General features: G+C 63.9%; 19 protein-coding genes. 7 read left to right on the top strand and 12 right to left on the bottom strand.

Features of this window, described 5'->3' with window-relative positions:
- Positions 1-83 precede the first annotated feature (83 nt).
- The 4 genes from NFH98_RS16265 to NFH98_RS16280 form a co-directional block, all read right to left on the bottom strand.
- Positions 84-1,022, bottom strand: a complete 939-nt coding sequence (locus tag NFH98_RS16265) for a CorA family divalent cation transporter (RefSeq protein ID WP_348827030.1) — start codon at positions 1,020-1,022, stop codon at positions 84-86.
- Between the two features lie 43 nt (positions 1,023-1,065).
- Entirely contained in the window at positions 1,066-4,095 is a 3,030-nt protein-coding gene (locus tag NFH98_RS16270; RefSeq protein ID WP_222570049.1) for a bifunctional diguanylate cyclase/phosphodiesterase, read from the bottom strand.
- Positions 4,096-4,276: 181 nt separating this feature from the next.
- Positions 4,277-6,115: an ABC transporter ATP-binding protein gene (locus NFH98_RS16275; RefSeq protein ID WP_108132352.1), complete on the bottom strand. Its 1,839-nt coding sequence runs from the start codon at positions 6,113-6,115 to the stop codon at positions 4,277-4,279.
- Positions 6,116-6,184: 69 nt separating this feature from the next.
- On the bottom strand, positions 6,185-7,372 hold the full coding sequence (locus tag NFH98_RS16280) for a M24 family metallopeptidase (protein WP_348827031.1): 1,188 nt from the start codon (positions 7,370-7,372) through the stop codon (positions 6,185-6,187).
- Positions 7,373-7,528: 156 nt separating this feature from the next.
- Here NFH98_RS16280 and NFH98_RS16285 point away from each other — a divergent pair, with 156 nt between their 5' ends.
- Both NFH98_RS16285 and NFH98_RS16290 read left to right on the top strand, forming a co-directional pair.
- Positions 7,529-8,248: a YebC/PmpR family DNA-binding transcriptional regulator gene (locus NFH98_RS16285; RefSeq protein ID WP_108132350.1), complete on the top strand. Its 720-nt coding sequence runs from the start codon at positions 7,529-7,531 to the stop codon at positions 8,246-8,248.
- Between the two features lie 191 nt (positions 8,249-8,439).
- The gene (locus NFH98_RS16290; RefSeq protein WP_348827032.1) at positions 8,440-9,540 is read left to right on the top strand and encodes a GGDEF domain-containing protein; all 1,101 of its coding nucleotides are present in this window, start codon (positions 8,440-8,442) and stop codon (positions 9,538-9,540) included.
- A gap of 93 nt (positions 9,541-9,633) precedes the next feature.
- Here the strand turns inward: NFH98_RS16290 and NFH98_RS16295 are convergent, their stop codons facing one another.
- Both NFH98_RS16295 and NFH98_RS16300 read right to left on the bottom strand, forming a co-directional pair.
- The gene (locus NFH98_RS16295; protein ID WP_348827033.1) at positions 9,634-10,425 is read right to left on the bottom strand and encodes an META domain-containing protein; all 792 of its coding nucleotides are present in this window, start codon (positions 10,423-10,425) and stop codon (positions 9,634-9,636) included.
- 148 nt (positions 10,426-10,573) lie between these two features.
- Positions 10,574-12,241 carry a diguanylate cyclase gene (locus NFH98_RS16300; RefSeq protein WP_348827034.1) on the bottom strand — a complete coding sequence of 556 codons (1,668 nt, stop codon included), beginning with the start codon at positions 12,239-12,241 and terminating at the stop codon, positions 10,574-10,576.
- Positions 12,242-12,563: 322 nt separating this feature from the next.
- Between NFH98_RS16300 and NFH98_RS16305 the strand changes: the two genes are divergently transcribed.
- The 3 genes from NFH98_RS16305 to NFH98_RS16315 are packed head-to-tail and all read left to right on the top strand — an operon-like array spanning position 12,564 to position 13,430.
- Positions 12,564-12,866, top strand: a complete 303-nt coding sequence (locus NFH98_RS16305) for a hypothetical protein (RefSeq protein WP_045991267.1) — start codon at positions 12,564-12,566, stop codon at positions 12,864-12,866.
- On the top strand, positions 12,863-13,144 hold the full coding sequence (locus tag NFH98_RS16310) for a type II toxin-antitoxin system HigB family toxin (RefSeq protein ID WP_348827035.1): 282 nt from the start codon (positions 12,863-12,865) through the stop codon (positions 13,142-13,144). The genes NFH98_RS16305 and NFH98_RS16310 overlap by 4 nt, the downstream gene beginning before the upstream one ends.
- A gap of 16 nt (positions 13,145-13,160) precedes the next feature.
- A complete protein-coding gene (locus NFH98_RS16315; protein ID WP_502878753.1) occupies positions 13,161-13,430 on the top strand; it encodes a helix-turn-helix domain-containing protein in 270 nt (89 codons plus the stop codon).
- 101 nt (positions 13,431-13,531) lie between these two features.
- Here NFH98_RS16315 and NFH98_RS16320 read toward each other — a convergent pair whose 3' ends face one another.
- From NFH98_RS16320 to NFH98_RS16345, 6 genes are all read right to left on the bottom strand, one after another.
- The gene (locus tag NFH98_RS16320; protein WP_287164291.1) at positions 13,532-14,056 is read right to left on the bottom strand and encodes a helix-turn-helix transcriptional regulator; all 525 of its coding nucleotides are present in this window, start codon (positions 14,054-14,056) and stop codon (positions 13,532-13,534) included.
- A 687-nt stretch (positions 14,057-14,743) separates the two neighbouring features.
- The gene (gene guaA, locus NFH98_RS16325) at positions 14,744-16,321 is read right to left on the bottom strand and encodes a glutamine-hydrolyzing GMP synthase (RefSeq protein ID WP_045991086.1); all 1,578 of its coding nucleotides are present in this window, start codon (positions 16,319-16,321) and stop codon (positions 14,744-14,746) included.
- A gap of 166 nt (positions 16,322-16,487) precedes the next feature.
- A complete protein-coding gene (gene guaB, locus NFH98_RS16330) occupies positions 16,488-17,957 on the bottom strand; it encodes an IMP dehydrogenase (RefSeq protein ID WP_348827044.1) in 1,470 nt (489 codons plus the stop codon).
- Between the two features lie 126 nt (positions 17,958-18,083).
- Positions 18,084-19,214, bottom strand: a complete 1,131-nt coding sequence (locus tag NFH98_RS16335) for an ABC transporter substrate-binding protein (RefSeq protein WP_348827045.1) — start codon at positions 19,212-19,214, stop codon at positions 18,084-18,086.
- Between the two features lie 86 nt (positions 19,215-19,300).
- Positions 19,301-20,746 carry a sensor histidine kinase gene (locus NFH98_RS16340; protein ID WP_348827046.1) on the bottom strand — a complete coding sequence of 482 codons (1,446 nt, stop codon included), beginning with the start codon at positions 20,744-20,746 and terminating at the stop codon, positions 19,301-19,303.
- Positions 20,743-21,411 (bottom strand): response regulator, encoded by a 669-nt coding sequence (locus NFH98_RS16345; RefSeq protein ID WP_045991089.1) that lies wholly within the window; start codon positions 21,409-21,411, stop codon positions 20,743-20,745. The genes NFH98_RS16340 and NFH98_RS16345 overlap by 4 nt, the downstream gene beginning before the upstream one ends.
- 124 nt (positions 21,412-21,535) lie before the next feature.
- Here NFH98_RS16345 and NFH98_RS16350 point away from each other — a divergent pair, with 124 nt between their 5' ends.
- Together NFH98_RS16350 and NFH98_RS16355 are read left to right on the top strand one after the other, a co-directional pair.
- Positions 21,536-22,510, top strand: coding sequence for a Bug family tripartite tricarboxylate transporter substrate binding protein (locus NFH98_RS16350; RefSeq protein WP_108449946.1), 975 nt, complete (start codon positions 21,536-21,538; stop codon positions 22,508-22,510).
- Complete coding sequence (locus NFH98_RS16355) at positions 22,507-22,941, top strand: tripartite tricarboxylate transporter TctB family protein (RefSeq protein WP_045991090.1); 435 nt, start codon at positions 22,507-22,509, stop codon at positions 22,939-22,941. Before NFH98_RS16350 ends, NFH98_RS16355 begins: the two co-directional genes overlap by 4 nt.
- Positions 22,942-22,954: the final 13 nt, after the last annotated feature.

Raw genomic sequence — 22,954 nt, forward strand, 5'->3', positions numbered from 1 at the left:
TCGACGCGGTGTGACCAGCGTTCGGCGGCCAAGGGTCGTTGAAGCGGCTGGCTCAAGCGGCTGGCTCAAGTGGCTGACGGGGCCTAGATAAAACGCCAGCGCTTGAGCACCACCAGCTCCACCGCCACCAGCACCACCATGAAGGTGCAGAACAGGGCGAAGGACATGGGATTGTCGACGCCAGGCATGCCGCCGATATTCACGCCCAGCAGGCCAGTCAGAAAGCTGATCGGCAGGAAGATGCCGGAGATGATCGACAGCAGGTAGGTGTTGCGGTTGACCTTTTCGGTGTGCTGATGGGTCTGGTACTGCTGAACCATGCCTACGTGCTCAAGATAGAAGTCCACCGACTCGTTGATTCGCTGGATGGTGTCGCGGGCATTGGCCAGATCGAATCGATCATCGGCAAGCAGCGGTGGCAGGCTGTCGATCATCGCTTCAATGGCGTAGCGCTGGGGCTTGAGGAAGCGACGCAGCTTGATCAACCGCTTGTTCAGCGACATCAGGACGGCGTTGTCGGCCTCAGGCTCTTCTTCCTGGGCGGCGATGGTGGCGTCGAAGGGCTCGACGAAATCCTCGATGCGCTCGTGGAGCTTCTCGATGATATCCACCACCACTGCTCCCAGATCGTCAGGCCCCTTGCCCTGCTCGAGCTCACGGCGTATGTCGGCGATAGCCCGGGAAGGCAGCTTGCGGGTGGAAATCAGCACCCCATCGTAATAGAGGATGCGGATACTGAGCATGTCGTCGGGCTGCTCGCCCTGGTTGAGGTTGACCCCACGCAGAATCAACAGGAAGTTGCCGTCGCCGAGGGTCTCGAAGCGCGGCCGGGTGTCCTCGGCCAGCACGCCGTCGATGGCGGATTCGGGGATTCCTGCCAGCTCGAGGCGCTCGCAGGTAGCATCGGCATCCCGCTGAAAGTGGTACCAGGCGCCTGCCTGAAGCGGACCTGGCGCTGGCTCGGGCAACTGGCGGACTTCCTGGCCAAACGACCAGGCGTCGATGAAAAAAGGCGCGGTCATGCAGGCTCCATCAGGTGTTCGTCAGGCGGGCCGCGCCCGCCGCTTACAAGGTCGAGAAATCAAGCTCGGACAGCGGCGCCGGCTGTCCGTACAAAAAGCCCTGGTAGCGGTGGCAACCGTGTCGATGAAGCCAGTCCCGCTGCTCCGCTGACTCCACTCCCTCGGCGATCACATCAAGCCCCAGGCTGCGCGCCAGGGCAATGGTGCTTGCCACGATGGCGGAGCTGGTGGCGTTGTCGAGCACGTCGCGAACGAAGGACTGGTCGATCTTCAGCTCGTCCAGCGGCAGACGCTTCAAATAGGCCAGCGACGAGTAGCCGGTGCCGAAGTCGTCCAGCGCGAAGGTCACGCCCAGTGCCTTGAGCCGCGTCATGGTGCGCTCGACCCCGTCGCGATCCGCCACGAACAGCGACTCGGTCACCTCAAGCTTGAGACGCCGGGCCGGCGCCCCGGTGCGCGCGAGGATATCACTGACCCGGGCAACGAAGCCGGGATCCTGAAACTGCCTGGGACTGACGTTGACCGACACGGTCCTGGTGGTGTCATCACCCTGCTGCACCCAATCCACCAGCGTCAGGCAGGCCTGCTCGATGACCCAGAGACCGAGTTCATGGATCAGTGGGCGCTCCTCGGCCAGCGGAATGAACTCGGACGGCGGAACGAGGCCCCTGTCGGGGTGTCGCCAGCGGATCAGCGCCTCGACCCCGGTGACACAATCAAGCTGATCGACCTGTTTCTGGTAGACGAGATACAGCTCAGAGCGCGCCAGCGCGCCAAGCAGGTCTTCGTATAGCTGAGCACGCTGCTGCATCCGTCGCTGCATCCCCGGGTCGAAGAAGCAGACGTCGCTGGCGGTCTGACTCTTGGCCTGGAACAAGGCCATGTCGGCCTGCTGCAACAACCGTTCGCGAGAGACCTCGTCGCGAAACGGACTGATACCGACGCGCGCATTCGGCGACACCGGACGTCCTTCGATCCAGACCGGCATATCCAGCGTGTTCAGCAGCTTGCGAGCAACGGTATCGGCCACGCGCACCGCGGTCTCGAGTTCCACGCCCACGCCTTCGAGGACCACCACGAACTCATCGGCGCTGAGACGTGCCAGAGTATCCTCCTCGCGCAATACCGACTCGAAGCGACGGGCGGCTTCTCTGAGCAGCTCGTCACCGCCGTGGTGGCCGAGGGTATCGTTGACCTGCTTGAAGTTATCGAAATCAATGAGCAGCAGTGCGCCGTAACAGCCATCCCGCTGACAACGTTCCAGTTTTTCGCCGAGTCGATCGAGCAGCAGGCGTCGATTGGCCAGGCCCGTCAGCGGGTCGAAGAAGGCAAGCTGATGAATTTCTTCCTCCGCCGCCTTGCGCTCGGTGATGTCGCTGAGCGTCGCCACGTAGTTGCGCAGCTGGCCCCGCTCGTCACGCACCGCGCTGATGGTCAGCCATTGAGGATAGATGTCTCCGCTCTTGCGACGATTCCAGATCTCGCCCTGCCAGGCACCGGTATCGCCGATCCGCTGCCATAGCTGTCGATAGAAGTGTTCGTCATGTCGCCCCGAGCGCAGGATGTCTGGGCGACTCCCCTGGACCTCGTCTTCGCGATAGCCGGTGATGTCGGTAAAGGTCCGATTGACCTTGAGAATGCGGCCATCGACATCGGTGATCATCATGCCCAGGTGGGTCTCGAAGGCTACCGCGGCAATGCTCATGTTGGCCTGATGCAACCGCTCCAGGGTGACATCACGCACTACCAGCAGGACACCGTCATGCTCCCCATCACCGCTGAGCAGCGGACTGATCAATGCACTGAAGTCACGGGGGCCGCCACCTACGGTCAGAGAATAATCAAACCGACGTACTTCACCGCTGGCCGCCACCTCGGCCAGCGCCTCGTCCAGACGTCTGGCGATGTCCGGCGGCAGAAAGGCGCGGTAGTGGCTGCCGACCAGGACCTCCGGCGGTGCCAGCAGCAAGGCTTCGTCTCCGGCATGGACAAAGGAGAAGTGGCCACCGCGATCCAGCACCAGTACCAGGTCCTGCATGGAACCGATCAACGCCTTCAAGCGAGCTTCACGGCGGTGGGCGGCCTGTTCGGCGCGCTGCCGTTCGACCACCTCCCCCTGCAACGCCAGCTGGGCACGCCCCTGCGCCAGCACGTGACGCAGCAACCATAATCCGAGCAGGGCCAGCAACGCCCCCAGCACTACCAGTGGCCACAGGCGCTGGCTCCAGCCCGACAGCAACGCCTCGTGACTGTAGCCCAGCACCAGCCACAGAGGCAGTTCGGCCACTCGCCTCGCCACGAACAACCGCTCCTGACCATCCAGCGGGGATTGCTGACGAAAGTGAAGCGTATCCGGCGCGTCCGCGGTCAGCGATCGACTTCCCGCCTGCGACACCAATTCTCCCGGCGCCAGCCCAGCCGCAGGCACGCGGACCACCAGCCGTGCCTCGCTGTCGACCAGGGCGATGCTTTCTCCCTGCATCAGGCCGAACCCCTTGATCGCTTCCGCCAGGGGCCGAGGGTCGATCGATGCCATGGCAACATGCATCTGAGTGGTCTCTGCCGTGCTCCGTTGCACCAGAGTCATGCGATATTCGCCGGCAGACGGCGAATAGTGCAGAGACGAAACCAGGGTCTCTCCCCTCCTCAATCCGGCCAACTGTCGAAGAAACGCATCCTGGGGTAACCAACCCTCGAAAAAGCGAGCTTCTGCGCTTGTCGGGTCCGAGAGGATCGCCAGGTCTTCTACCAGGGGAAGGGACCTGGTTCGCTCCCTGAGCAAGGGTGCCATCGGCGGTCCATTGCCGGCAGGATTGATCATTTCATCGAGAGCCAGTAGCCCGGCAAGCGCGTGAGTCGCGACGTCAAAAGGCTCGGCCACCAGCGCCTCGACCACCTCCGCTCGCGCGTCGAGACGTTGCTCCACACGCTCCACCTCGGCCAGATACTGGCCCCTGAGGGTCCACACGATGCTGGCGACCAGCAGCATCAAGGCGGTCACATAGAGCGCAATGGCACGACGACGCCCCGAGTCGGACGCATTCGTCACAAAGGGGGATGGATCAACTGACACGGACACGTCGTCGTTTCGCCTCTAGAGCATTCATGTGGAAGGTGCGCATCCAGATTCCGTCGACTGTCTTGGGCATGGACGAGTGATCATAGCCAACCCTGCACTACTTGCGCAGTACTTGCGCACCACTCGCGCATTAAACCGCCTAGTTTCTTGATCACACCAAGCTGACCATGGTCCGTCATTCCCCCAGAAAACCTCCGACCTGGCGGCGCCACAGGGAAGCATAGAGGCCATCCCGGGCCAGCAAAGATTCGTGCTCACCCATCTCGACGATGCGCCCCTTGTCGATGATTACCAGTCGATCGAGCATGGCGATGGTCGACAGGCGATGGGCGATGGCGATGACGGTCTTGCCCTCCATCAGGGTATAGAGATGCTGCTGAATTGCCGCTTCCACCTCGGAGTCCAGCGCCGAGGTGGCCTCGTCGAGCACCAGGATCGGCGCATCCTTGAGCAACACCCGAGCGATGGCGATCCGCTGGCGCTGCCCCCCGGACAGGGTCACACCGCGCTCTCCCACCTGGGCATCCAGGCCCCGACGCCCATGAGGATCGACCAGATCCTCGATAAACTCGTGAACATGCGCCTGACGCACCGCCTGCCACAACCTTTCTTCGCTGCAGTCTCGACAACCGTAGGTCAGATTCTCGCGCAGCGATCGATGCAGCAGGGACGTATCCTGGGTCACCATACCGATCTGTCGACGCAGCGATGCCTGGGTGACCTCGGCGATATTCTGACCATCGATCGTTATCTGCCCGGCCTGCAGATCATGAAAGCGCATCAGCAGCGACGCCAGGGTCGACTTGCCGGCGCCGGAGCGGCCGATGATGCCCACCTTTTCGCCCGGGGAAATGTTCAGATCGAAACCGTCGAACACCCTGGGGCCCACCTGGCTTCCCCGGGCGTAGCCAAAGACCACGTCCTCGAAACGAATCTCGCCGTGCTGGACCCGCAGCGCAGGGGCCGCTGGTCGATCCTGCACTTCGGGGATACGCGACAGGGTGTTGATACCGTCCTGAACGGTGCCGACATTCTCGAACAGGCCAGCGACTTCCCACAGGATCCAGTCGGACATGGAGCGCACCCGCATGACCAGACCGATCGCCACCGCCGTTTCACCAAGGGACACCCAGCGGTGATACCAGGCCAGTACGACCAGTCCCGCCATACCCACCAGCAGCAGGGTATTGAGGGTCGCCAACGACACCGATAGCCAGGTGGCCAGGCGCATCTGCCGATGTACCGTTCCCATGAAGCCATCCATGGCTTCCCGGGCGTAGGCCCGCTCCGCCCCGGCATCGGCAAACAGCTTGATCGTCTGGATATTGCTGTAGCTGTCCACGACCCGCCCGGTCATCACTGCCCGCGCGTCCGCCTGGGCCATGGACACTCGGCGCAGCCGGGGGATAAAAACCCTCATCAATGCCAGGTAGCCCGCAAGCCATAGCACCAGAGGAGCCATCAACCAGGGCTCGGCGGCCCCCAGCACCACCAGCGCGCCGGTGAAATACACCAGCACATAGACCAGCATGTCGAGCACCTTGGTGACGGTCTCGCGCATGGCCAGCGCGGTCTGCATCACCTTCTGCGAGACGCGCCCGGCAAACTCGTCATGAAAGAACGACAGGCTCTGCTCGAGCATCAGCCGATGGGAGAGCCAGCGCCCGAGCATGGGGTAGTTGCCGAAGATTCCCTGGTGGGTGATCAACGACAGCAAAAACACCAGAAGTGGCAGTCCTGCCAGCACCGCCGCTCCCAGGCCGATCAAGCTGGTCAGGTGGGTGTCGACAAAGCCCTCACGGTCGGCTTCGGCCAGCCAGTCCACCAGTTCGCCCATGGCGGTGAAGAACACCACCTCGGCGATGGAGACCAGCGCCGTGACCACCGCCATGGCCGCCAACAGCCCGGTGAAGGGACGCGAGTAGTGGAGCACGAAGGGCCACAACCGGTCCGCGGGTACCGACTCGGGCTGGTCGGGATAGGGATCCACCAGCCTCTCGAAAAAACGCAGCATGTTCCGCTCTCGTATCGCATGACGCCAGCCGCTCATCATACCCTTGTGCCGTTCATGCGGCGTGTCCTGTCAAGGTCGGTGCACCAGTGCCATGTCATGGTCGGTCAGGCGCATCGCGCCTCGATCGGTGACCCTCACCGTATTGCTTAGACCGATGCCGAAACCTCCCGGCAAGCGCAGACACAGCGGCAGGTGGAAGACCATGTTGCGGGCAAGCGGCGTGGTCTGCCCGGCGGCGAGAAAACCAGTGCCTTCCACCCAGCTCGGCGGAAACTGGGCACCGACCGCGTAGCCGTAAACCCCCGAATGGAAGAAGCGTTCGCGGTGTGGCGCCAGGATAGCATCGGCGAGCCGGGCGACGTCTTCGAAAGGTGTGCCCGGCGTCATGGCCTCGCACATGCGGGCCTCCATCTCGACACACAGGTCGGCGGCGAGGCGCATCTCGTCGCTGATCGGCCCGACCACCACCGTGCGCATGGTCGGCGCGGTGTAGCGCTGCCAGACGGCGCCAAACTCGAGGAACACCGCATCGCCCGAAGCGATGCCCCGGCGCTTGTGGTTGACGTGGATGATGCCACTGCGCGACCCGCTGGTGACGATCGGGGCCAGGCTGAAAAATTCGCTGCCGGCCTCGAGCATCACCTGGGCACCGACGGCGGCCACCTGGTTGTCGGTGACACCGGGCTCGACCACCTCGATGGCACGCGCAAGCCCAAGCGATGTCATCTTGGCGCTGCGCGTCAGGCAATCGAGTTCGGCGTCGCTCTTGACCAGTCTCAGGCTCGCCATCAGGCCACCGGCACGATCATGGAAGCGATCGCCACCGAGTCGCCCCTGCAGATGACGCATCAGGCCAAACCGTAGACCGCTACTGCTGCCATCGATGCCGATGTCGTGACTGTCCGCCAAGGCGTCAGCCAACGGATCGATCACCTCATCGAGGGCTTCCCAGCGATAGCCGACCACTTCATCGACCCTCGCCGTCACCACGGCGGGCCCGGTCTCGATGGACGCCACCTGCAGCAGCGTGTGCGAAGGGGTGACCACCAGGGCCGCGTGCACGGAGACTTCGAAGGTGTGATAGCCACACAGATAGAAGATGTCCGCCGCCTGGCACAGAAGCAGAGCGTCCATCCCCTGTCGCTGCATGGCATCGCGAGCGCGCGCCAGCCGGCGATCGAACTCCTCGGCGGCAAACGGCAGTTCGCTTCCGGCGTGCTCTACCGCCAGGGCCTGGCGGTACTGATGGTGATCCATTGGCCGTCTCCTTGATCGATTCACCACAGTGTAGACAGTCAAGCCGGTTCGTCTTCCAGGCGATCCCGGGCAAGCCGAGGGGAAATAAGACTTCTCGCCGAGGGGCGGACTCTCGTAGAATTCCAGACTCGTGTAGACACGCCACAGGAATACGCAATGGGCAGGGCCTTCCAGAACCGCAAGGAATCCATGGCCAAGACGGCCGCCGCCAAGACCAAGGTCTACAGCAAGTACGGACGCGAGATCTACGTCTGCGCCAAGTCCGGAGGCGTCGATCCGAACGCCAATCTGTCGCTGCGCAGCCTTCTCGACCGCGCCAAGAAGGACCAGGTACCGGGTCATGTCATCGATCGGGCGCTGGAGAAGGCGTCGGGCGTCGGCGGCGAGGACTACTCGCTGGCACGCTATGAGGGCTTCGGTCCCGGCAACGCCATGGTGATCGTCGAATGTCTGACCGACAATCCCAACCGGACCTTCGGCGACGTTCGTGCCTGCTTCACCAAGACCAAGAGCAAGATCGGCACACCGGGCAGCGTCAGCCACATGTTCGACCATCTGGCGATCCTCGCCTACACCGGCGAGGATGAAGAAGCCGCGCTGGAAGCCTTGATGGAAGCCGACGTGGATGTCACCGACATCGAGAACGAGAACGGCCTGATCACCGTGTTTGCTCCGCCGACCGACTACGCCAAGGCGCGTCAGGCGCTGCGCGAATCCCTCGGCGCCGAGGAGTTCGAGATCGACGAGATCCAGTTCCTGCCCCAGGCCACCACGCCGGTGGAGGGGGATGACCTGGCCATGTTCGAAAAGCTGCTCGACATGCTCAACGACCTCGATGACGTCCAGAACGTTTATCACAGCGCTGAATTACCGTAGCGCAGCGACGCCTTTCGACTGACGAAACTGCTACAGTTAAGTAGCATCGCAGTGCCCGGCAGGGGCTCGTACCCAGGCATGAGCCCTGCCCTGACACTGCTTCCGGGCACGGGATTCGATAGAACTGCGAGGACTCTACCGTTCGTTGGAACGCTTCGACGACTACTTCCACCGAGAGCGAGTTTCCGTGCATGGCCCCATTTTCCCCCCTGACCCAGGCTGCCGCACAACGCCCGGACAACATTCGACACCGCAATCTTCGCAAGCACCTGCTCACCCGCTGGGCCAGTCTGATGGGTGCGGCGGTGCACTTCCTCTTCATTCCACTGTTCTGGGTGCTCGATCACTCGCTGCTGGCACTGATCAACGTGATCAGCGTCGCCATGTGGCTTGGCGCCTATCTCGCCAATCAACATGGCGAGCAGGACCGCGCGGTCTACCTGATCACCACCGAGGCTTACTGCCACGCCATCATCGCCACCGTGATCCTGGGTACCTCCGCCGGCTTTCACTTCTACCTGCTGACACTGTCCTGCTGGGCGGCCGTCACCCACTCGGTCAAGTGGGTCGCGCTGGTGCTCGGCCTGATGGGGATGCTGATCTTCCTGTTCCTGGAGTTCCCGCTGTCCCAGATGTTTCCGCTGGAAAGCGGCCCCGGCTTCCCGCTGATGCTGGCGACCCTGAACCTCTCCTGTGCGCTGTTCACCATGGTCGGCTTCGCCATGCTGGCCCGCCACGTCTACGAGACCCAGGAAGAAACGCTGACCAGCATGGCGACCCGTGATGCCCTCACCGGCCTGCACAACCGTCGTTTTGCCGGCGAATACCTGCGCCAGTTATCAGGCGACAGACAGGATGGCACCAACACGCCCTACAGCCTCGCGCTGATCGATATCGATCATTTCAAGCTGATCAACGACAAGCATGGGCACAAGGTCGGCGACCAGTGCCTGATCCAGATTTCCGATCTGCTGGTGCGCCACTTTCGCCGCTCGGATGTACTCTGCCGCTGGGGCGGCGAGGAATTCCTGCTGATCTTCCCCGGCGCCGACTTGAACGAGATCCTGCCGGTGCTCGAAGGTTTCCAGGAGCGCCTTCGCAGCCTGCCCATCATGCACAACGGCGACGTCATTTCCTTGACCGTCAGCGTCGGCGTGACCAGCCATACGCCCGGCATGCACTATGATCTGCTGATCAATCGCGCCGATCACCTGCTTTACCGAGCCAAGGCCGAAGGTCGGGACCGGATCATCAGCGATGAGTCAGAGGAGCAGGTCCCTCCGCCGCTCTAGCCGGCAAGCGCCAAGCGACCACCCGGACAGCGCCAGGTCATCGCTCCCACGCCAATCTAATGCCGCCCGTCAAAGCCTGCCTTGAGGCAGGACTCAGGTCAGGTGCACCACCTCGAATCGCGCCAGCACCTTGTCATTTTCATCGAGCAGTTCAAGTTCATCGGCCAGTAGACGAAACGCTCTGGTGGCCCCCAGTGCCTCGACCAGCGCGCGCTCCTGGGCCATGACAGGCCCCTGGCAGGCCTTCCTGGTAGTGGCCAGCGGGGCCAGCGACAGCGCATCCCCCTCCCGCTGGTAACTTCCCATCAGGCGGTTGCACCCTCCGGATCCGGCCAGACGGCCCTCCTGGGTGTGCAGCACGATATGCGCAGAACCGTCGACAGCGACTTCTCCGTCGACTTGCACCAGCTTCCAGTAGCGCTCTTCCAGTGGTTCGTGCAGCGGTTCGGGCAGCCGCGCCAGGCGGGCAGCCTCGCCATCTGGCGTACGCGACGCCTGCGACACAAGATCGCCACCCTGCACGACTTGCCACCGCTGCGCCGCCTCCGGGGCGGGCTCGCCCAGCGACAGTTCGCCATCCGTCAACTGCCACTGACCACGGTGGCGGCGGCGAGGTTGCTCGCCGGGTCCCAGATGCGTCTCCTTGAGCAGATATCGCCCCCCGTCATCGAGCGCCAGATCGAGACGTACCGCCTTGCAGTCATCACAGGACAGTTCACCACGAAAGCTCGCAGGAAGTGGCGCCAGGCTGGACGCCTCTGCCTGGAACGACTCGCTCGACCCGGTGCCACTCGACGACGCCCCGGTACAACCGGCCATCAGCAGCAACAGCCAGGCCGTCCCCCACAGACGCGACTGGCGTAGAGTTCCTGGAGTCGGTTTCATGGTGCCCCCTTGGTGTTGAAGAAACGATGCTGGCACACTGCTGTGGCAACATGTGACGCATCTTGGACCGCCATCCTGCCAAGGGTTCTCCGCCTGCGCATGTCGAAGATCAGGGAACCGGCCAGACGCCAGACTTCAGAAGGTACCTTCATGAGGTTGTCGAGGCGACGCCACCGGAGGCATTCAGCACCACCCGATCGCGGCCGGCGTACTTGCCTCGATACAGCGCCTGGTCGGCCCGCCGCAACAGTGCTGAGGCGCTCTCGCCCTCCAGTCGTTTGGCCACCCCCAGAGTACAGGTCAACAACACCTGCTCTCCGGTGAGCAGCGTCAAGGGCGTTGTCGCCAGACCCTTGCGAATGCGTTCGGCGATATCCAGCGCCTGATGCTCGTCGCGCTCCTTGAGCAGAATCACGAACTCTTCTCCCCCGTAACGACACACCGGATCGATGTCGCGCACGACCTCCTCGATCACCTTGCCCAGATGCTGCAGCGCGCGATCACCTTCGGCATGCCCCCAGCCATCGTTGAATCGCTTGAAGTTATCGATATCCAGCATGATCAACGACAGTGGTCGCCCGCTTACCTCGGCCTGGGCCACCGCAGCGGGCAAGGCTTCATCGAGATAGCGGCGATTGTGCACACCAGTAAGACCATCGAGATAGCTCATGCCGTGCAACCGCGCCTTCTCCTCCAGCAGCGTCTCTCGCTCGCGCTGCAACAGACTGATGCGATCGGCCAGGGCCAGCGACAAGAGGATGGCCTCCAGCGCGGAACCGATCTGGAAACCGTGCAGCGTCCAGAAGTTGTGGGGGGACAACCCATAGGTCACCAGCAGCAACAGGACCACCCCGACCACCAGCACCGACCATGCCATCAACAGCCACTGAGCGGGGCGAAAGCCACGCCACAAGCCACGCACCGACGACAGCAGAAAAGCCGTTAGCGTCAGCACCCCCAGCAGCGAATAGAACACCACGGTCAAGAAGCTCGGCAGCAGCCAGGCGATGGCGGCGGCCAGCGCCAGGAGCCAGCACAGCCACCGCATCAACGAGTCCACTCTCGGGTCCTGGCGCGCCGTCATCAGAAAACGCCGGCAGAACTGCAACCCGCAGATGCTGATCACCGACAGGGCCGTCAGCAGCAAGGCCTCGTTCAGGCGTGCCCCCATCTGCGGAAAATAAAGCAGCAGCAAGCCGTTCTGACACAAGAAGTAAGCGCCCGCTCCACTCAAGAACCCCAGATACCAGAGGTAGTTGGTATCGCGAAGACTGAACAGCAGAAGGCTGTTGTAGATCACCAGGCCCGCGATCAAGCCGAAATAGAGCCCCTGCCCCAGCAACAAGTCACGCCAGTAACGGTGTAGATCGACGTCATCCAGTACCTGCACATTGAAGCGTATCGCCTGATCGGTCTCGACGCGCAACAGCAGTTCATTCGTTGCCACAGGCAAGCGGAACTGGGGCAAGGCAGCAGCGAGCCCCGGATCATCGGCAAAATGCGTCTCCCTCGCGACGGGGCGACACCCCGATTCGTCACAGACCAGCAGCTCGACTCCCTGAACCAGAGGATTGGACAGCACCAGGCGCTGCCCGGGCAGAGCACCCACCACCCTCAGTCGCAGCCATACCGGATGCGCCTTGAGTCCCAGGCTGACCTGCTCATCGAGAGACTCTGCGGTAACCGTAGAAAGCGCTCCTTTCTCCGGTGGTTGCTGCCCCTGGTGGTCGAGTACCCACAGCGACACATTGGGCTGTGGGCGAGAGGCCTCCCCCGCCAGCTCCCACGCCAGCAGCACCACCATCGCGGTCAACAAAAGCCAAATCCGCCCCATGCCTCTGCCCGACTCACCTCCCCCGCCCCACTGCATCGCAGCACTCCTTGTCGCCCAGACTCAGTGTAGCCGCTTCCTTCCGGCATACCTTTCCTGCGGCACTGTGCCGCCAGCGAAGTTTCAACCCAGAGGAAGGATAGTGCCCAAATCCCCCAGCAAGGACTCACTTACACGAGACGACCCAACAGGGTTGAGGTAGCGCCCCCGAGGGAGGGAGTGGCAAGGACGTCATATGCGAGTATGCTGGGACCTGAACGTGATGAAAGAACAGGAGATCGCTCACTTCACCAGCAAGGAGGTTCACATGAAGGTCTACAAACCTCAGTGGCAATGTACCCTCAACGTGACCGAGGGCGCAGAGCAGACCGCAAGCTGGAAGAATCGCCTGGCCTGGCAGCTCAGGCAGATGGCAGACCGTCTCGAAGGAGGCCGCCGCACCCTGATTCTGGATGTGGATGTCCAGCCCTCCATCGCCAAGGACGATGTGGATCGTTGCCTGGGCAAGGGCTTTGCCCTTTCCCAGACCCTGATGACCGAGCTGGCCCAGCAGGCCGCCTGCGAGGACATCATGCGTGACGCCAAGGCAGAACTGTACGAGAGCGATTGAACGACAGAGTCCCCGACCGGCGCGGCTTGATGGTGCGCCAGGCCCGGGCCAATAGTCTGCACCTGAACGCACAACACCCGCCAAGTGGCGGGTGTTGTGGTTTATGGAAGCTCGATTTCAGAAACGCCAGCATTCTCAAAGATGGTCGGGCGGTGTTCAATATCGCTGGAAACAAGTATCGACTCGTCGTCTGGATCAACTACGCCTACAGGGTTGTCTACATCCGTTTCATCGGTACCCATGCGCAGTATGACAAGATCGATGTACAGACGGTCTGAACTTCGGAGGGACATCATGGATATCAAGCCGATCAGAACAGAGGCCGACTACCATGCGGCGCTGACAGAAATTGAAAGCCTGATGATGGCCGAACCGCACACGCCAGAAGGCGAACGACTGGACGTCATGACTACCCTTATCGAGGCCTACGAATCCAGACATTTCCCGATGGATCTTCCTGACCCCGTGGAGGCAATCAAATTTGAAATGGAGCGCAGGAGCCTGAGCATCAAGGATCTTGAGCCCATGATTGGTAAACGTAACCGATCATCCTCACCCACATGACGTTTCCTTGCTGGCCACAGAGCCAGTGAAGGTCGTAACGATAGTCCGACCGTATATGCGACGGGCCCTGTTACGGGCCATGTTATGGGCTATAAGAAGGACTAGGCGGTCAGAAGCTCCATATCCCCACCGGTATGCACGGGGTGGCGCTGGGTCTCCTTGGCAATATTCACCGTCAAAGCCACCTTCGCCACTTCCAGCACACCGGCATCTATCGTGTAGCCTCCCCTGCCCTTGAGCCACTCAAGCACCTCGGCGAGATGCCAGATCGAGGCGCTACCTTCGTGAACCGGAACGGGAAACGTCGCTCGGTGGGAAAGCATCAACTTGCGCATTGCCTGTCGGGAAACACCCACAACATCCGCCACATCGGTCAAACCCACCAGGTCCGGCGAAGCCTCGATAAGACGTGCCGACGACACGGCGCTCTTGACGTCGGACAAGGCAGAGCGCATCGCCTCTTCGGCACTGTCTGCTTCCCGGGAAAATTCCAGCGCCAGGCGCCCCGGCAGTCCCACGCCCACCAGAGCATCGTCACAACCCGCAGCGCCAAGGCGCTCCACCAGGGCATCCGGGTCGCAGTCGTGGTCAGCCAGTTGGTATTTCAGTGTAAAAATATACTCCACGGCTCAATCCTCCGGTTCCGTTCCGCCCTGGCGCCTATGCATGGCGCACTTGTCCACCACCCTGCGTAGCGCCCGGGCGTGGCTACCAGGATTTTTCGGTGTACTCCACACACTCGCGATACAGAACTCACCACAGCGGCAGTCGTCGTCATTGTAGGGACAGTAGATCCTTCCCCAGGCATGTCCACCACCCACTTCAACTCGCCAGCCCTCCCCTTCCGCGTGCCTGATCGCGGCTTCAATCTCCTTTTTCGGGTGCGATGGACGAGTCATTCCTTGCCTCCAGTATGGGAACGGCCACTCATGGTTGTCAACTGACAACCCTCACCCGCCCCTTGTGCCAGAAAAACTCCTTCGCGATGGCTTCACCCCAGTCACCAAGGGTGTACGACGGCTTCAATCAAGCCGGCGCCAATACGGACATGGTGAGGGGGGATGGGGACCAGCAGTAGCGTTCCTTCCCACAGGGGATCAATAACCATCAAACTCACCTGTTTCAGCGTATTCATCGACACCCACGCCATGACAGATCGAGAGCCGGTACCGGGCACCACCGCGTTGGAGCCAGTCAGATGACCCGCCTGGCCCGGTCCAATCGTCTGCACCTGAACGCACAACACCCGCCAAGTGGCGGGTGTTGTGGTTTTCGATCATTGCACCGACGCTGTCAGGTCGTCGGAGAAGGGATCATTCCCACTCGATCGTCGCCGGCGGCTTGGACGAGACGTCGTAGGTGACGCGGGAGACTCCGGACAGTTCGTTGATGATGCGGTTGGAGACCTTCTCCAGCAGTTCGTAGGGCAGGTGCGCCCAGCGGGCGGTCATGAAGTCGATGGTCTCGACGGCACGCAGGGCGATGACCCATTCGTAGCGGCGGCCATCACCGACCACACCGACGGACTTGACCGGCAGGAACACCGCGAAGGCCTGGCTGGTCTTGTGGTACCAACCGGAGTTGTGCAGCTCTTCGATGAAGATGGCATCGGCCTCGCGCAGGATGTCGGCGTACTCCTTCTTGACCTCGCCGAGGATACGCACGCCCAGGCCCGGCCCCGGGAAGGGGTGACGATAGACCATGTCGTAGGGCAGGCCGAGTTCCAGGCCGAGCTTGCGCACCTCGTCCTTGAACAGCTCACGCAGCGGCTCGACCAGCTTGAGCTTCATCGTCTCCGGCAGGCCACCGACGTTGTGGTGGGACTTGATCACGTGGGCCTTGCCGGTCTTGGCGGCGGCCGACTCGATCACGTCCGGGTAGATGGTGCCCTGGGCCAGGAAGTCCACGCCCTCGATCTTGGCCGCTTCGCTGTCGAAGACGTCGATGAAGGTGTTACCGATGATCTTGCGCTTGGCTTCGGGGTCGGCCTCTCCTTCGAGCTTGCCGAGGAACAGCTCTTCGGCGTCGACGCGGATCACCCGCACGCCCATGTGCTGGGCGAAGGTCTCCATCACCTGGTCGCCTTCGTTCTTGCGCAGCAGGCCGTTGTCGACGAACACGCAGGTCAGCTGATCGCCGATGGCCTTGTGCAACAGGGCCGCGACCACCGAGGAGTCGACCCCGCCTGACAGTCCCAGCAGCACGTGGCGGTCACCGACCTGGTCGCGCACCCGGGCGATCTGGTCCTCGATGATCTTGGCCGGCGTCCAGTTGCGCTCGGCGCCACAGATCTCCAGCACGAAGTGCTCGAGGATGCGCTGACCCTGCAGGGTGTGGGTGACCTCGGGGTGGAACTGTACGCCGTAGAAGCGCTTTTCCTCCCAGGCCATGGCAGCGATCGGGCAGCTCGGGGTGGAGGCGGTGACGGTGAAGGTCTCCGGCACCTGGGCGACCTTGTCACCGTGACTCATCCACACGTCCAAAAGGCCGCGCCCGCTATCCGGATCGACGTGATCCTTGATGTCCTTGAACAGCGCCGTCTCGGCGTCCAGGCGGATCTGGGCGTAGCCGAACTCGCGCTTATTGGAGCCCTCGACCTTGCCACCCAGCTGCTCGGCCATGGTCTGCATGCCGTAGCAGATACCGAACACCGGCAGCCCCATCTCGAACACGCAGGCCGGCGCCCGCGGCGAGTCCAGCTCGGTCACCGACTCCGGGCCACCGGCCAGGATGATGCCGTTGGGGCGATACTCGCGGATCTCCTCTTCGGTGATGTCGAAGGCGCGAATCTCGGAGTAGACGCCGATCTCGCGCACCCGGCGAGCGATCAGCTGGGTGTACTGGGAGCCGAAGTCGAGGATCAGGATCTTGTGGGCGTGGATATCGGTCATGGGGACTTACCTTGCAGGCAGTGGGGCCGGTGGGCCGAGCAATCGAAAAGCGAAAAGCTGGAAGCGGCGGACCGCTTCCAGCTCAGGGCGACGAGGGGCGAGTCGCCCCGCGCGCCCTCTGGTGCGACGCGTCTGGTGCGATACGCCTGGCGCGTCACGTCAGCGCCTACCCTGCTCGATAGTTGGGCGCTTCCTTGGTGATCTGGACGTCGTGAACGTGGGACTCGTTGAAGCCGGCGCCAGTGATCTTGACGAACTCGGGCTTGGTGCGCATCTCGTCGATGCTGGAACAGCCGGTGTAGCCCATGGAGGCACGCAGGCCACCCATCAGCTGGTGCACGATGGCACCCATCACACCCTTGTAGGGCACCCGGCCTTCGATGCCTTCCGGCACCAGCTTTTCGACGCCGTCGTCCTTGTCCTGGAAGTAGCGATCGCTGGAGCCCTGGGTCTGGGACATGGCGCCCATGGAACCCATGCCACGGTAGGCCTTGTAGGTACGCCCCTGGAACAGCTCGACCTCGCCCGGCGCCTCCTCGGTGCCGGCCAGCAGGCCACCGACCATGATGCAGCTGGCACCGGCGGCTACCGCCTTGGCGATGTCGCCGGAGAAGCGCACGCCACCGTCGGCGATCAGCGGGATGTCGAACTCCTTGAGCGCCTCGGCCACGTTGGACACCGCGGTGATCTGCGGCACGCCGACACCGGCGACGATGCGGGTGGTGCAGATGGAGCCGGGACCGATGCCCACCTTGACCGCGTCGGCACCGGCCTCGGCCAGCGCCCGGGCGGCGTCGGCGGTGGCGATGTTGCCACCGATGACCTGGATCTGCGGGAAGTGCTCCTTGACCCAGCGCACCCGCTCGATCACGCCACGGGAATGACCGTGGGCGGTATCGACGACGATGGCGTCGACGCCGGCCTCGGCCAGCGCCTTGACCCGGTCAGGGGTTTCCGGACCTGTGCCCACGGCGGCGCCGACCAGCAGGCGGCCATCGGCGTCCTTGGCGGCGCTGGGGAAGGTGCGCGCCTTCTCGATGTCCTGGAAGGTCACCAGGCCACGCAGGCGGAAGTCGCCGTCCACCACCAGCATCTTCTCGACCCGGTGCTCCTGCATCTTGCCCTTGATGACGTCCAGCGGGGTGCCTTCCGGCACGGTCACCAGGCGATCGCTCGGGGTCATGATGTCGGCGACGCTGTCGCCATGGTTGGGCTGGAAGCGCATGTCACGCTCGGTCACCAGGCCGACCAGGGTCTCGCCCTCGACCACCGGAAAGCCGGAGAAGCCGTGTTCCTTGGCCATCGCCAGCAGGTCCTGCAGCTTGGCCTTGGGTCCGACGGTGACGGGATCCTTGACGATGACGCTCTCGTGCTTCTTGACCTTGCGCACTTCCAGCGCCTGCTGAGCGATGCCCATGCTCTTGTGGATGATGCCGATGCCACCTTCCTGGGCCATGGCGATGGCCAGGCGGGCTTCGGTGACGGTATCCATGGCGGCGGAGGCGAGGGGAATATTGAGGAAGAGGTCGCGAGTCAGGCGGGTCCGGAGACTGACGTCCTTGGGGAGAACGTCGGAATAGCCGGGAACGAGCAATACGTCGTCAAACGTAAGTGCTTCTTGGGCCATACGTAGCATAATCGGCAACACCCACTGAGGCTTTAGAGGGAGGGAAGAAGTTAATCGCCCATTATAACGTTCCGCCCCGGCCTCCGGCAATGTGCCAGCTTGACACTTCGATGCTCCTCGGTTGCCATCCGCCGTCTACTCCGGCGCCAGCGCCCCGCTACCCCGTTCGACCGCTTCATCCAGCGCCTGCTCGCCCTGAAAACGCGCTCGCCAGTGGTCGGTGAAGGCCTCCCGGCGGGCAGGATCGACGAAGGCCAGCAAGGTGGCGTTGGGCAGTATCGGGTAGAGCCGCTCCCCCACCTGGGTGCGCAGCCTGGCGGCGGTGTAGGGGCCGGTCACCCCCGGCAGCACGCTGAACAGAGGCGTCTGCCCCGCCAGTACTCGCTGGCCACGCTGACTCAGCAAAAACTTGACGAAGGTCTCGGCGGCCTCGACGTGGGGGGCATCGCGATGCACGAAGGCCATGCGCATCAGCACCAGCGAATAGTCCCTGGGCACCTGCACGATCACCTCGGGATGTTCCTGGGCGTAGACCATGGCGTAGGAACCCAGCAGGTTGTAGCCGAGCCAGTAGCGTCCCTGGCTGAGCCCTTCGAGCATCGCCCGGGTGCTGGCCTCCAGGCGGGTATCGACACGCCCCATGGCACCGACCAGCTCCCAGAAGCGCGAGGAGTAGCGCGCATCCTGCTGGGCCAGGGTGTAGCCCACCCCGCTGGAAAGCGGCGAGTAGGTGGTCACCTTGCCCGTCAGCCAGCGGGCCTGGGTCGCCAGCAGCGCGTGCAGGTCGCCATGGGTCTGGGGCGGCAGCATATGCCGCGACAGATCCAGCCGATAGGCCATCACCACCGGCTCGAAGGTGAAGGCGAAGACCTCGTCGCGCCAGCGCGCCCACTCGGGCCAGCGCTCGATCTCCGGGCCACTCAGGCGCCGCGCCAATCCTTCATTGACCCGGGCCATCTGCCACGGCATCGCCGAGCTGATCACCACGTCAGGCGCTCTGCTCGCCCCTTCGCCCGTCGCCTGGCCTCCCTGAAGATGTCCCACCACGCTGTCGTCCACCTCCCGGGTGGTGCGATCCTCAAAGCGCAGGGGAATCTGGGGATAGGCCTGGCGAAAGGCGTCCAGCAGCGGCGCCACCACGTCGAGATCCAGCGCCGCCGAGATCACCAGCGGATCGTCATCTGAGGGGGTGCGGCTGTCGCCGCTGTGACAGCCACCCAGCAGCAGAAGCATGAGCAGTAAAAGCGGCAGCCACTGCGACACCACCAGGGGCTGCCGCCGTGTGACCTGCGTCGCACACCGGGCCGGGAGACGTTCACAGGATCGAAGGCGTTGTCCGGGCTGCAGGGACATCAAGTACTCTCTCCTGGATTCACGCCGGCCGCAAAGGCACCGGTGACATCCTGTTCGTCCTTCGCCAGCGGCAGCCACAGCACCACCTCGAGTCCCTGCGGCGAGCGGTTGGCGAATTGCACGCGGGCGCCCATGCGCCGGGCGGTGGTATCGACGATGGCAAGACCAAGCCCGGAGCCCTCGGTGTCCTGGCGCCCACCCCGCTGAAACGGCTGCCCCAGCGTCGCCAGCGCCGCGTCGGCGACACCAGGGCCGTCGTCGACGATCGACAACCGCGCCCAGTCGCCCTCGCGCGCCAGATGCAGGGTGATCTCGCAACCTGTCGGCGTGTAGCGCAGGGCGTTGTCGATCAGGTTGCCCAGGGCTTCGCGCAGTGCCCAGTCCTCGACACAGACCTTCAGCGGCTCGGCTGGCAGGCTGCCAAGCCCGAGGTCATGCTCCGCCGCCCGCTCCCGCGCCGCCCAGTCCAGGGCGACGTCGCGTACCAGCTCACCCAGGTCGAGCGCAGGCAGCGCCGTCTCCCGGTCGAGGTGGCGCAGTCGTGCCAGCGACAGCAATTGGCCGGCCAGTCGACTGGTGTCCTCGGCCCGGGCGTGAACGCGCATGAGCGCCTGGCGCCATTCATCCGGATCACTGCTGCGAAGGCCCAGCTCGCTGACGGTCTTGAGTCCCGCCAGCGGCGTCTTGAGCTGGTGGCTGGCGTCGGCGGTGAAGCGCAGAAGATCCTCGCGTCCCTGGCGCTGACGGGCGAACAGGTGGTCCAAGGCCTGGGCGAGCTCATGAAGCTCCTTGGGCACCCTGGTCGCCAGCGGACTGAAGTCATCGGCGCCGCGCCCACGAATCTGGCGGCGCAGGCGGCGCAGGGGAGACAGCGCCGCGCGCATGGTCAAGCCCATCAGCACCCCGGTCAGCAGCACCATGGCAATAAAGCGCGACAGCGAACGCTCGAACAGTGAGCGGGCCAGGGCTCGGCGCCCCTCGAGGGTATGCCCGACCCACACCTGCACCGGCAGCTGGGTGACCCAACCCGCCGAGGCCACCCGCTGGGCATGCAGACGCAGCTCTCCCAGCGTCGTGGTCAGGTCCCGCGACATGCCGCCTTCATCCAGCGCCTGCTGCCAGGCGGTGGGGATGTCCACCGGCCAGTTACGCGACAGCGTCCTGCCTTCATCGTCCAGCACCGCGTAGAACACCCGCGCCTGGCTGTCGGTGGCGAGGATCTGCAGCGCCGCCGCCGGCACCACCACCTGGGGGATGCCGTCCTGCCAGCGCACCGCCTCGGCGATGGTCAGCGCCGCCGCCTGCAACTGGGCGTCGAAGGCCCGCGCCGCCGCCCGCTGACTGCTGACCCAGGCCTCCACCATCAGCGCCAGCCCCAGCACTCCGACGGTGACCACCAGCCAGCCACCGAGCCGACGCTTGAGTGATCCATCGACCTCGATCACCCGTCGTCCTCTTCCAGACGGTAGCCGAGACCGCGAAAGGTGCGGATACGCAGACCAGCGCCCTTGAGCCGCTTGCGCAGCCGGCTGACGTAGACCTCCAGGGCGTTGGAGCCCACCTCGCCGAAGCCGAAAAGACGGCCTTCCAGGGTCTCGCGAGGCGCGATGGCTCCAGCGTGCAGCAACAGGCTTTCAACCAGCAGCAGCTCGCGATGGGGTAGCGCCATGGGCTCGCCGAACAGACTGGCGGCGCCGCTGGCCGGATCGAAGGACAAGGGACCCAGGCCAAGACGGTTGTCGGCGCGCTGCTGGCTGCGCCTGAGCAGCGCGCGTACCCGCGCCTCAAGTTCGGCCAGTTCAAAGGGCTTGGCCAGGTAGTCATCGGCCCCCAGGTCGAGTCCCCTGACTCGGTCATCCAGGGCGTCCCGGGCGGTCAGGATGATCACCGGGGTGCGATCGCCCGCGTCACGCAACTCGGCCAGCAGTGACAGGCCGTCACCGTCGGGCAGCCCGATGTCCAGAAGCATCAGGTCGACCCCACCCTGGCGCAGCGCCGCCCTGGCATCACTGCAGCAGGCAAACACCTCCACGGTATTGCCAAGGGGGGTCAGGGCCTCGACCAGCGAGCGGCTGATGAGGGCATCATCTTCGACGACGAGAAGGCGCATGCGACTAATGTCTTATCCAGGCAGGGAGGGCATGACAGGTTGATGAAAGCTAGTCGGCCTAGCATCTCTCACGTTAAAGCACCCCGGTTTCATCAATCCATAATAATAGTTGTCAGGAGTCCGCATGAAGAATATCACAGCTCTGCCCGCCGCCCTGCTGCTCGGCGCCAGCCTCAGCGTCGGCACCGCCCAGGCCGCCGACGAGGCCGAATGCATCGCCCCGGCCAAGCCCGGCGGTGGCTACGACCTGACCTGCCGGCTGGCCGCCAATGGCCTGCTCGAGACCGGACTGATCGAGGACCCGATGCTGGTCACCTATATGCCCGGCGGTATCGGTGCGGTGGCCTACAACCACGTCAACGGCGTGCGCACCGACGACCCCAACCTGATCGTCGCCGCCAGCACCGGCGCCGCGGTCAACCTGGCGCTGGGCAAGTTCGGCCAGTACGACGCCAGCGAAGTGCGCTGGGTCGGCGCCCTGGGAGTCGACTACGGCGCCATCGTGGTCAAGGCCGACGCGCCCTGGCAGACCCTGGATGAGCTGATGACGGCGCTGCAGGAAGACCCCACCCAGGTCGCCTTCGGCGCCGGTGGCAGCGTGGGCAGCCAGGACTGGATGAAGGCCGCGCTGACCGCCAAGGCCGCCGACGTCGATCCGCGCAGCCTGCGCTACGTGGCCTTCGAGGGTGGCGGTGAAGCCCTGGCCGCACTGCTCGGCAACCATATCCAGGTGTTCTCCGGTGACCTGTCGGAGCTCAAGTCCCAGCTCGAGAGCGGCGACATCCGCGTGCTGGCGGCACTGTCCGAGGAGCGCATGGGCGGCCCCTACGCCGAGATTCCCACCGCCGCCGAACAGGGTTACGACGTCCAGTGGCCGATCTGGCGCGGCTACTACATGGGCCCCGAGGTCAGCGACGAGGCCTACCAGGCCTGGGTCGAGCGCCTCGAGAACCTGGCCGGCAACGAGACCTTCGCCGAGCTGCGCGAAGCCCGCGGCCTGTTCCCCATGGCCCGCTTCGGTGACGACTTCGACGGCTACGTCAAGGATCAGGTCGCCGGCTTCAAGGAGCTGGCCACGGAAGTGGGTCTGACCCAATGAGTATCGCCGCCGACCGCTGTCTGGGTATCGCCCTGATGGGGTTGGCGGCGTTTACCGCCGTCAACGCCCTGTCCCTCGAGGTGCCCTTCAGCTACGACCCCGTTGGCCCCAAGGCCTTTCCGCTGGGGCTCTCCATCCTGCTGGGGCTGCTGTCGCTGGTGCTGGTGATACGTCCGGGTGAAAACGGCCACTGGCCCGACAAGCGCCTGGGATTGCGCCTGATCGGCGTGCTGGTGCTGCTGCTGGTCTACGCCGTGCTGTTCCCGCGCCTGGGCTTTTTGTTGAGCTCGATGCTGGTGATCGCCGCCCTGGCCTGGCTGTTCGAGGCCAGTCCGCTCAAGGCCGTGGCCACCGGTGTGTTGATGGCGCTGGGCGGCCAGTGGCTGTTCACCCATGGCCTTGGCATCGGCCTGCCCGGCCTGCCGTGGTAGCGCGAACCGCCGC

The organism is Halomonas sp. H33-56, from assembly GCF_040147035.1.
GTDB classification, from domain to species: Bacteria; Pseudomonadota; Gammaproteobacteria; order Pseudomonadales; family Halomonadaceae; genus Halomonas; species Halomonas litopenaei.

What these genes read in the sequence shown, in the direction of transcription:
- NFH98_RS16285 (WP_108132350.1), top strand. Translation starts at nt 7,529, where the DNA reads ATGGGCAGGGCCTTCCAGAACCGCAAGGAATCCATGGCCAAGACGGCC.
- NFH98_RS16290 (WP_348827032.1), top strand. Translation starts at nt 8,440, where the DNA reads ATGGCCCCATTTTCCCCCCTGACCCAGGCTGCCGCACAACGCCCGGAC.
- NFH98_RS16315 (WP_502878753.1), top strand. Translation starts at nt 13,161, where the DNA reads ATGGATATCAAGCCGATCAGAACAGAGGCCGACTACCATGCGGCGCTG.
- NFH98_RS16265 (WP_348827030.1), bottom strand. Translation starts at nt 1,022, where the DNA reads ATGACCGCGCCTTTTTTCATCGACGCCTGGTCGTTTGGCCAGGAAGTC.
- NFH98_RS16345 (WP_045991089.1), bottom strand. Translation starts at nt 21,411, where the DNA reads ATGCGCCTTCTCGTCGTCGAAGATGATGCCCTCATCAGCCGCTCGCTG.
- NFH98_RS16275 (WP_108132352.1), bottom strand. Translation starts at nt 6,115, where the DNA reads ATGCTGCGTTTTTTCGAGAGGCTGGTGGATCCCTATCCCGACCAGCCC.
- NFH98_RS16305 (WP_045991267.1), top strand. Translation starts at nt 12,564, where the DNA reads ATGAAGGTCTACAAACCTCAGTGGCAATGTACCCTCAACGTGACCGAG.
- NFH98_RS16295 (WP_348827033.1), bottom strand. Translation starts at nt 10,425, where the DNA reads ATGAAACCGACTCCAGGAACTCTACGCCAGTCGCGTCTGTGGGGGACG.
- guaB (WP_348827044.1), bottom strand. Translation starts at nt 17,957, where the DNA reads ATGCTACGTATGGCCCAAGAAGCACTTACGTTTGACGACGTATTGCTC.
- NFH98_RS16350 (WP_108449946.1), top strand. Translation starts at nt 21,536, where the DNA reads ATGAAGAATATCACAGCTCTGCCCGCCGCCCTGCTGCTCGGCGCCAGC.
- NFH98_RS16280 (WP_348827031.1), bottom strand. Translation starts at nt 7,372, where the DNA reads ATGGATCACCATCAGTACCGCCAGGCCCTGGCGGTAGAGCACGCCGGA.
- NFH98_RS16355 (WP_045991090.1), top strand. Translation starts at nt 22,507, where the DNA reads ATGAGTATCGCCGCCGACCGCTGTCTGGGTATCGCCCTGATGGGGTTG.
- guaA (WP_045991086.1), bottom strand. Translation starts at nt 16,321, where the DNA reads ATGACCGATATCCACGCCCACAAGATCCTGATCCTCGACTTCGGCTCC.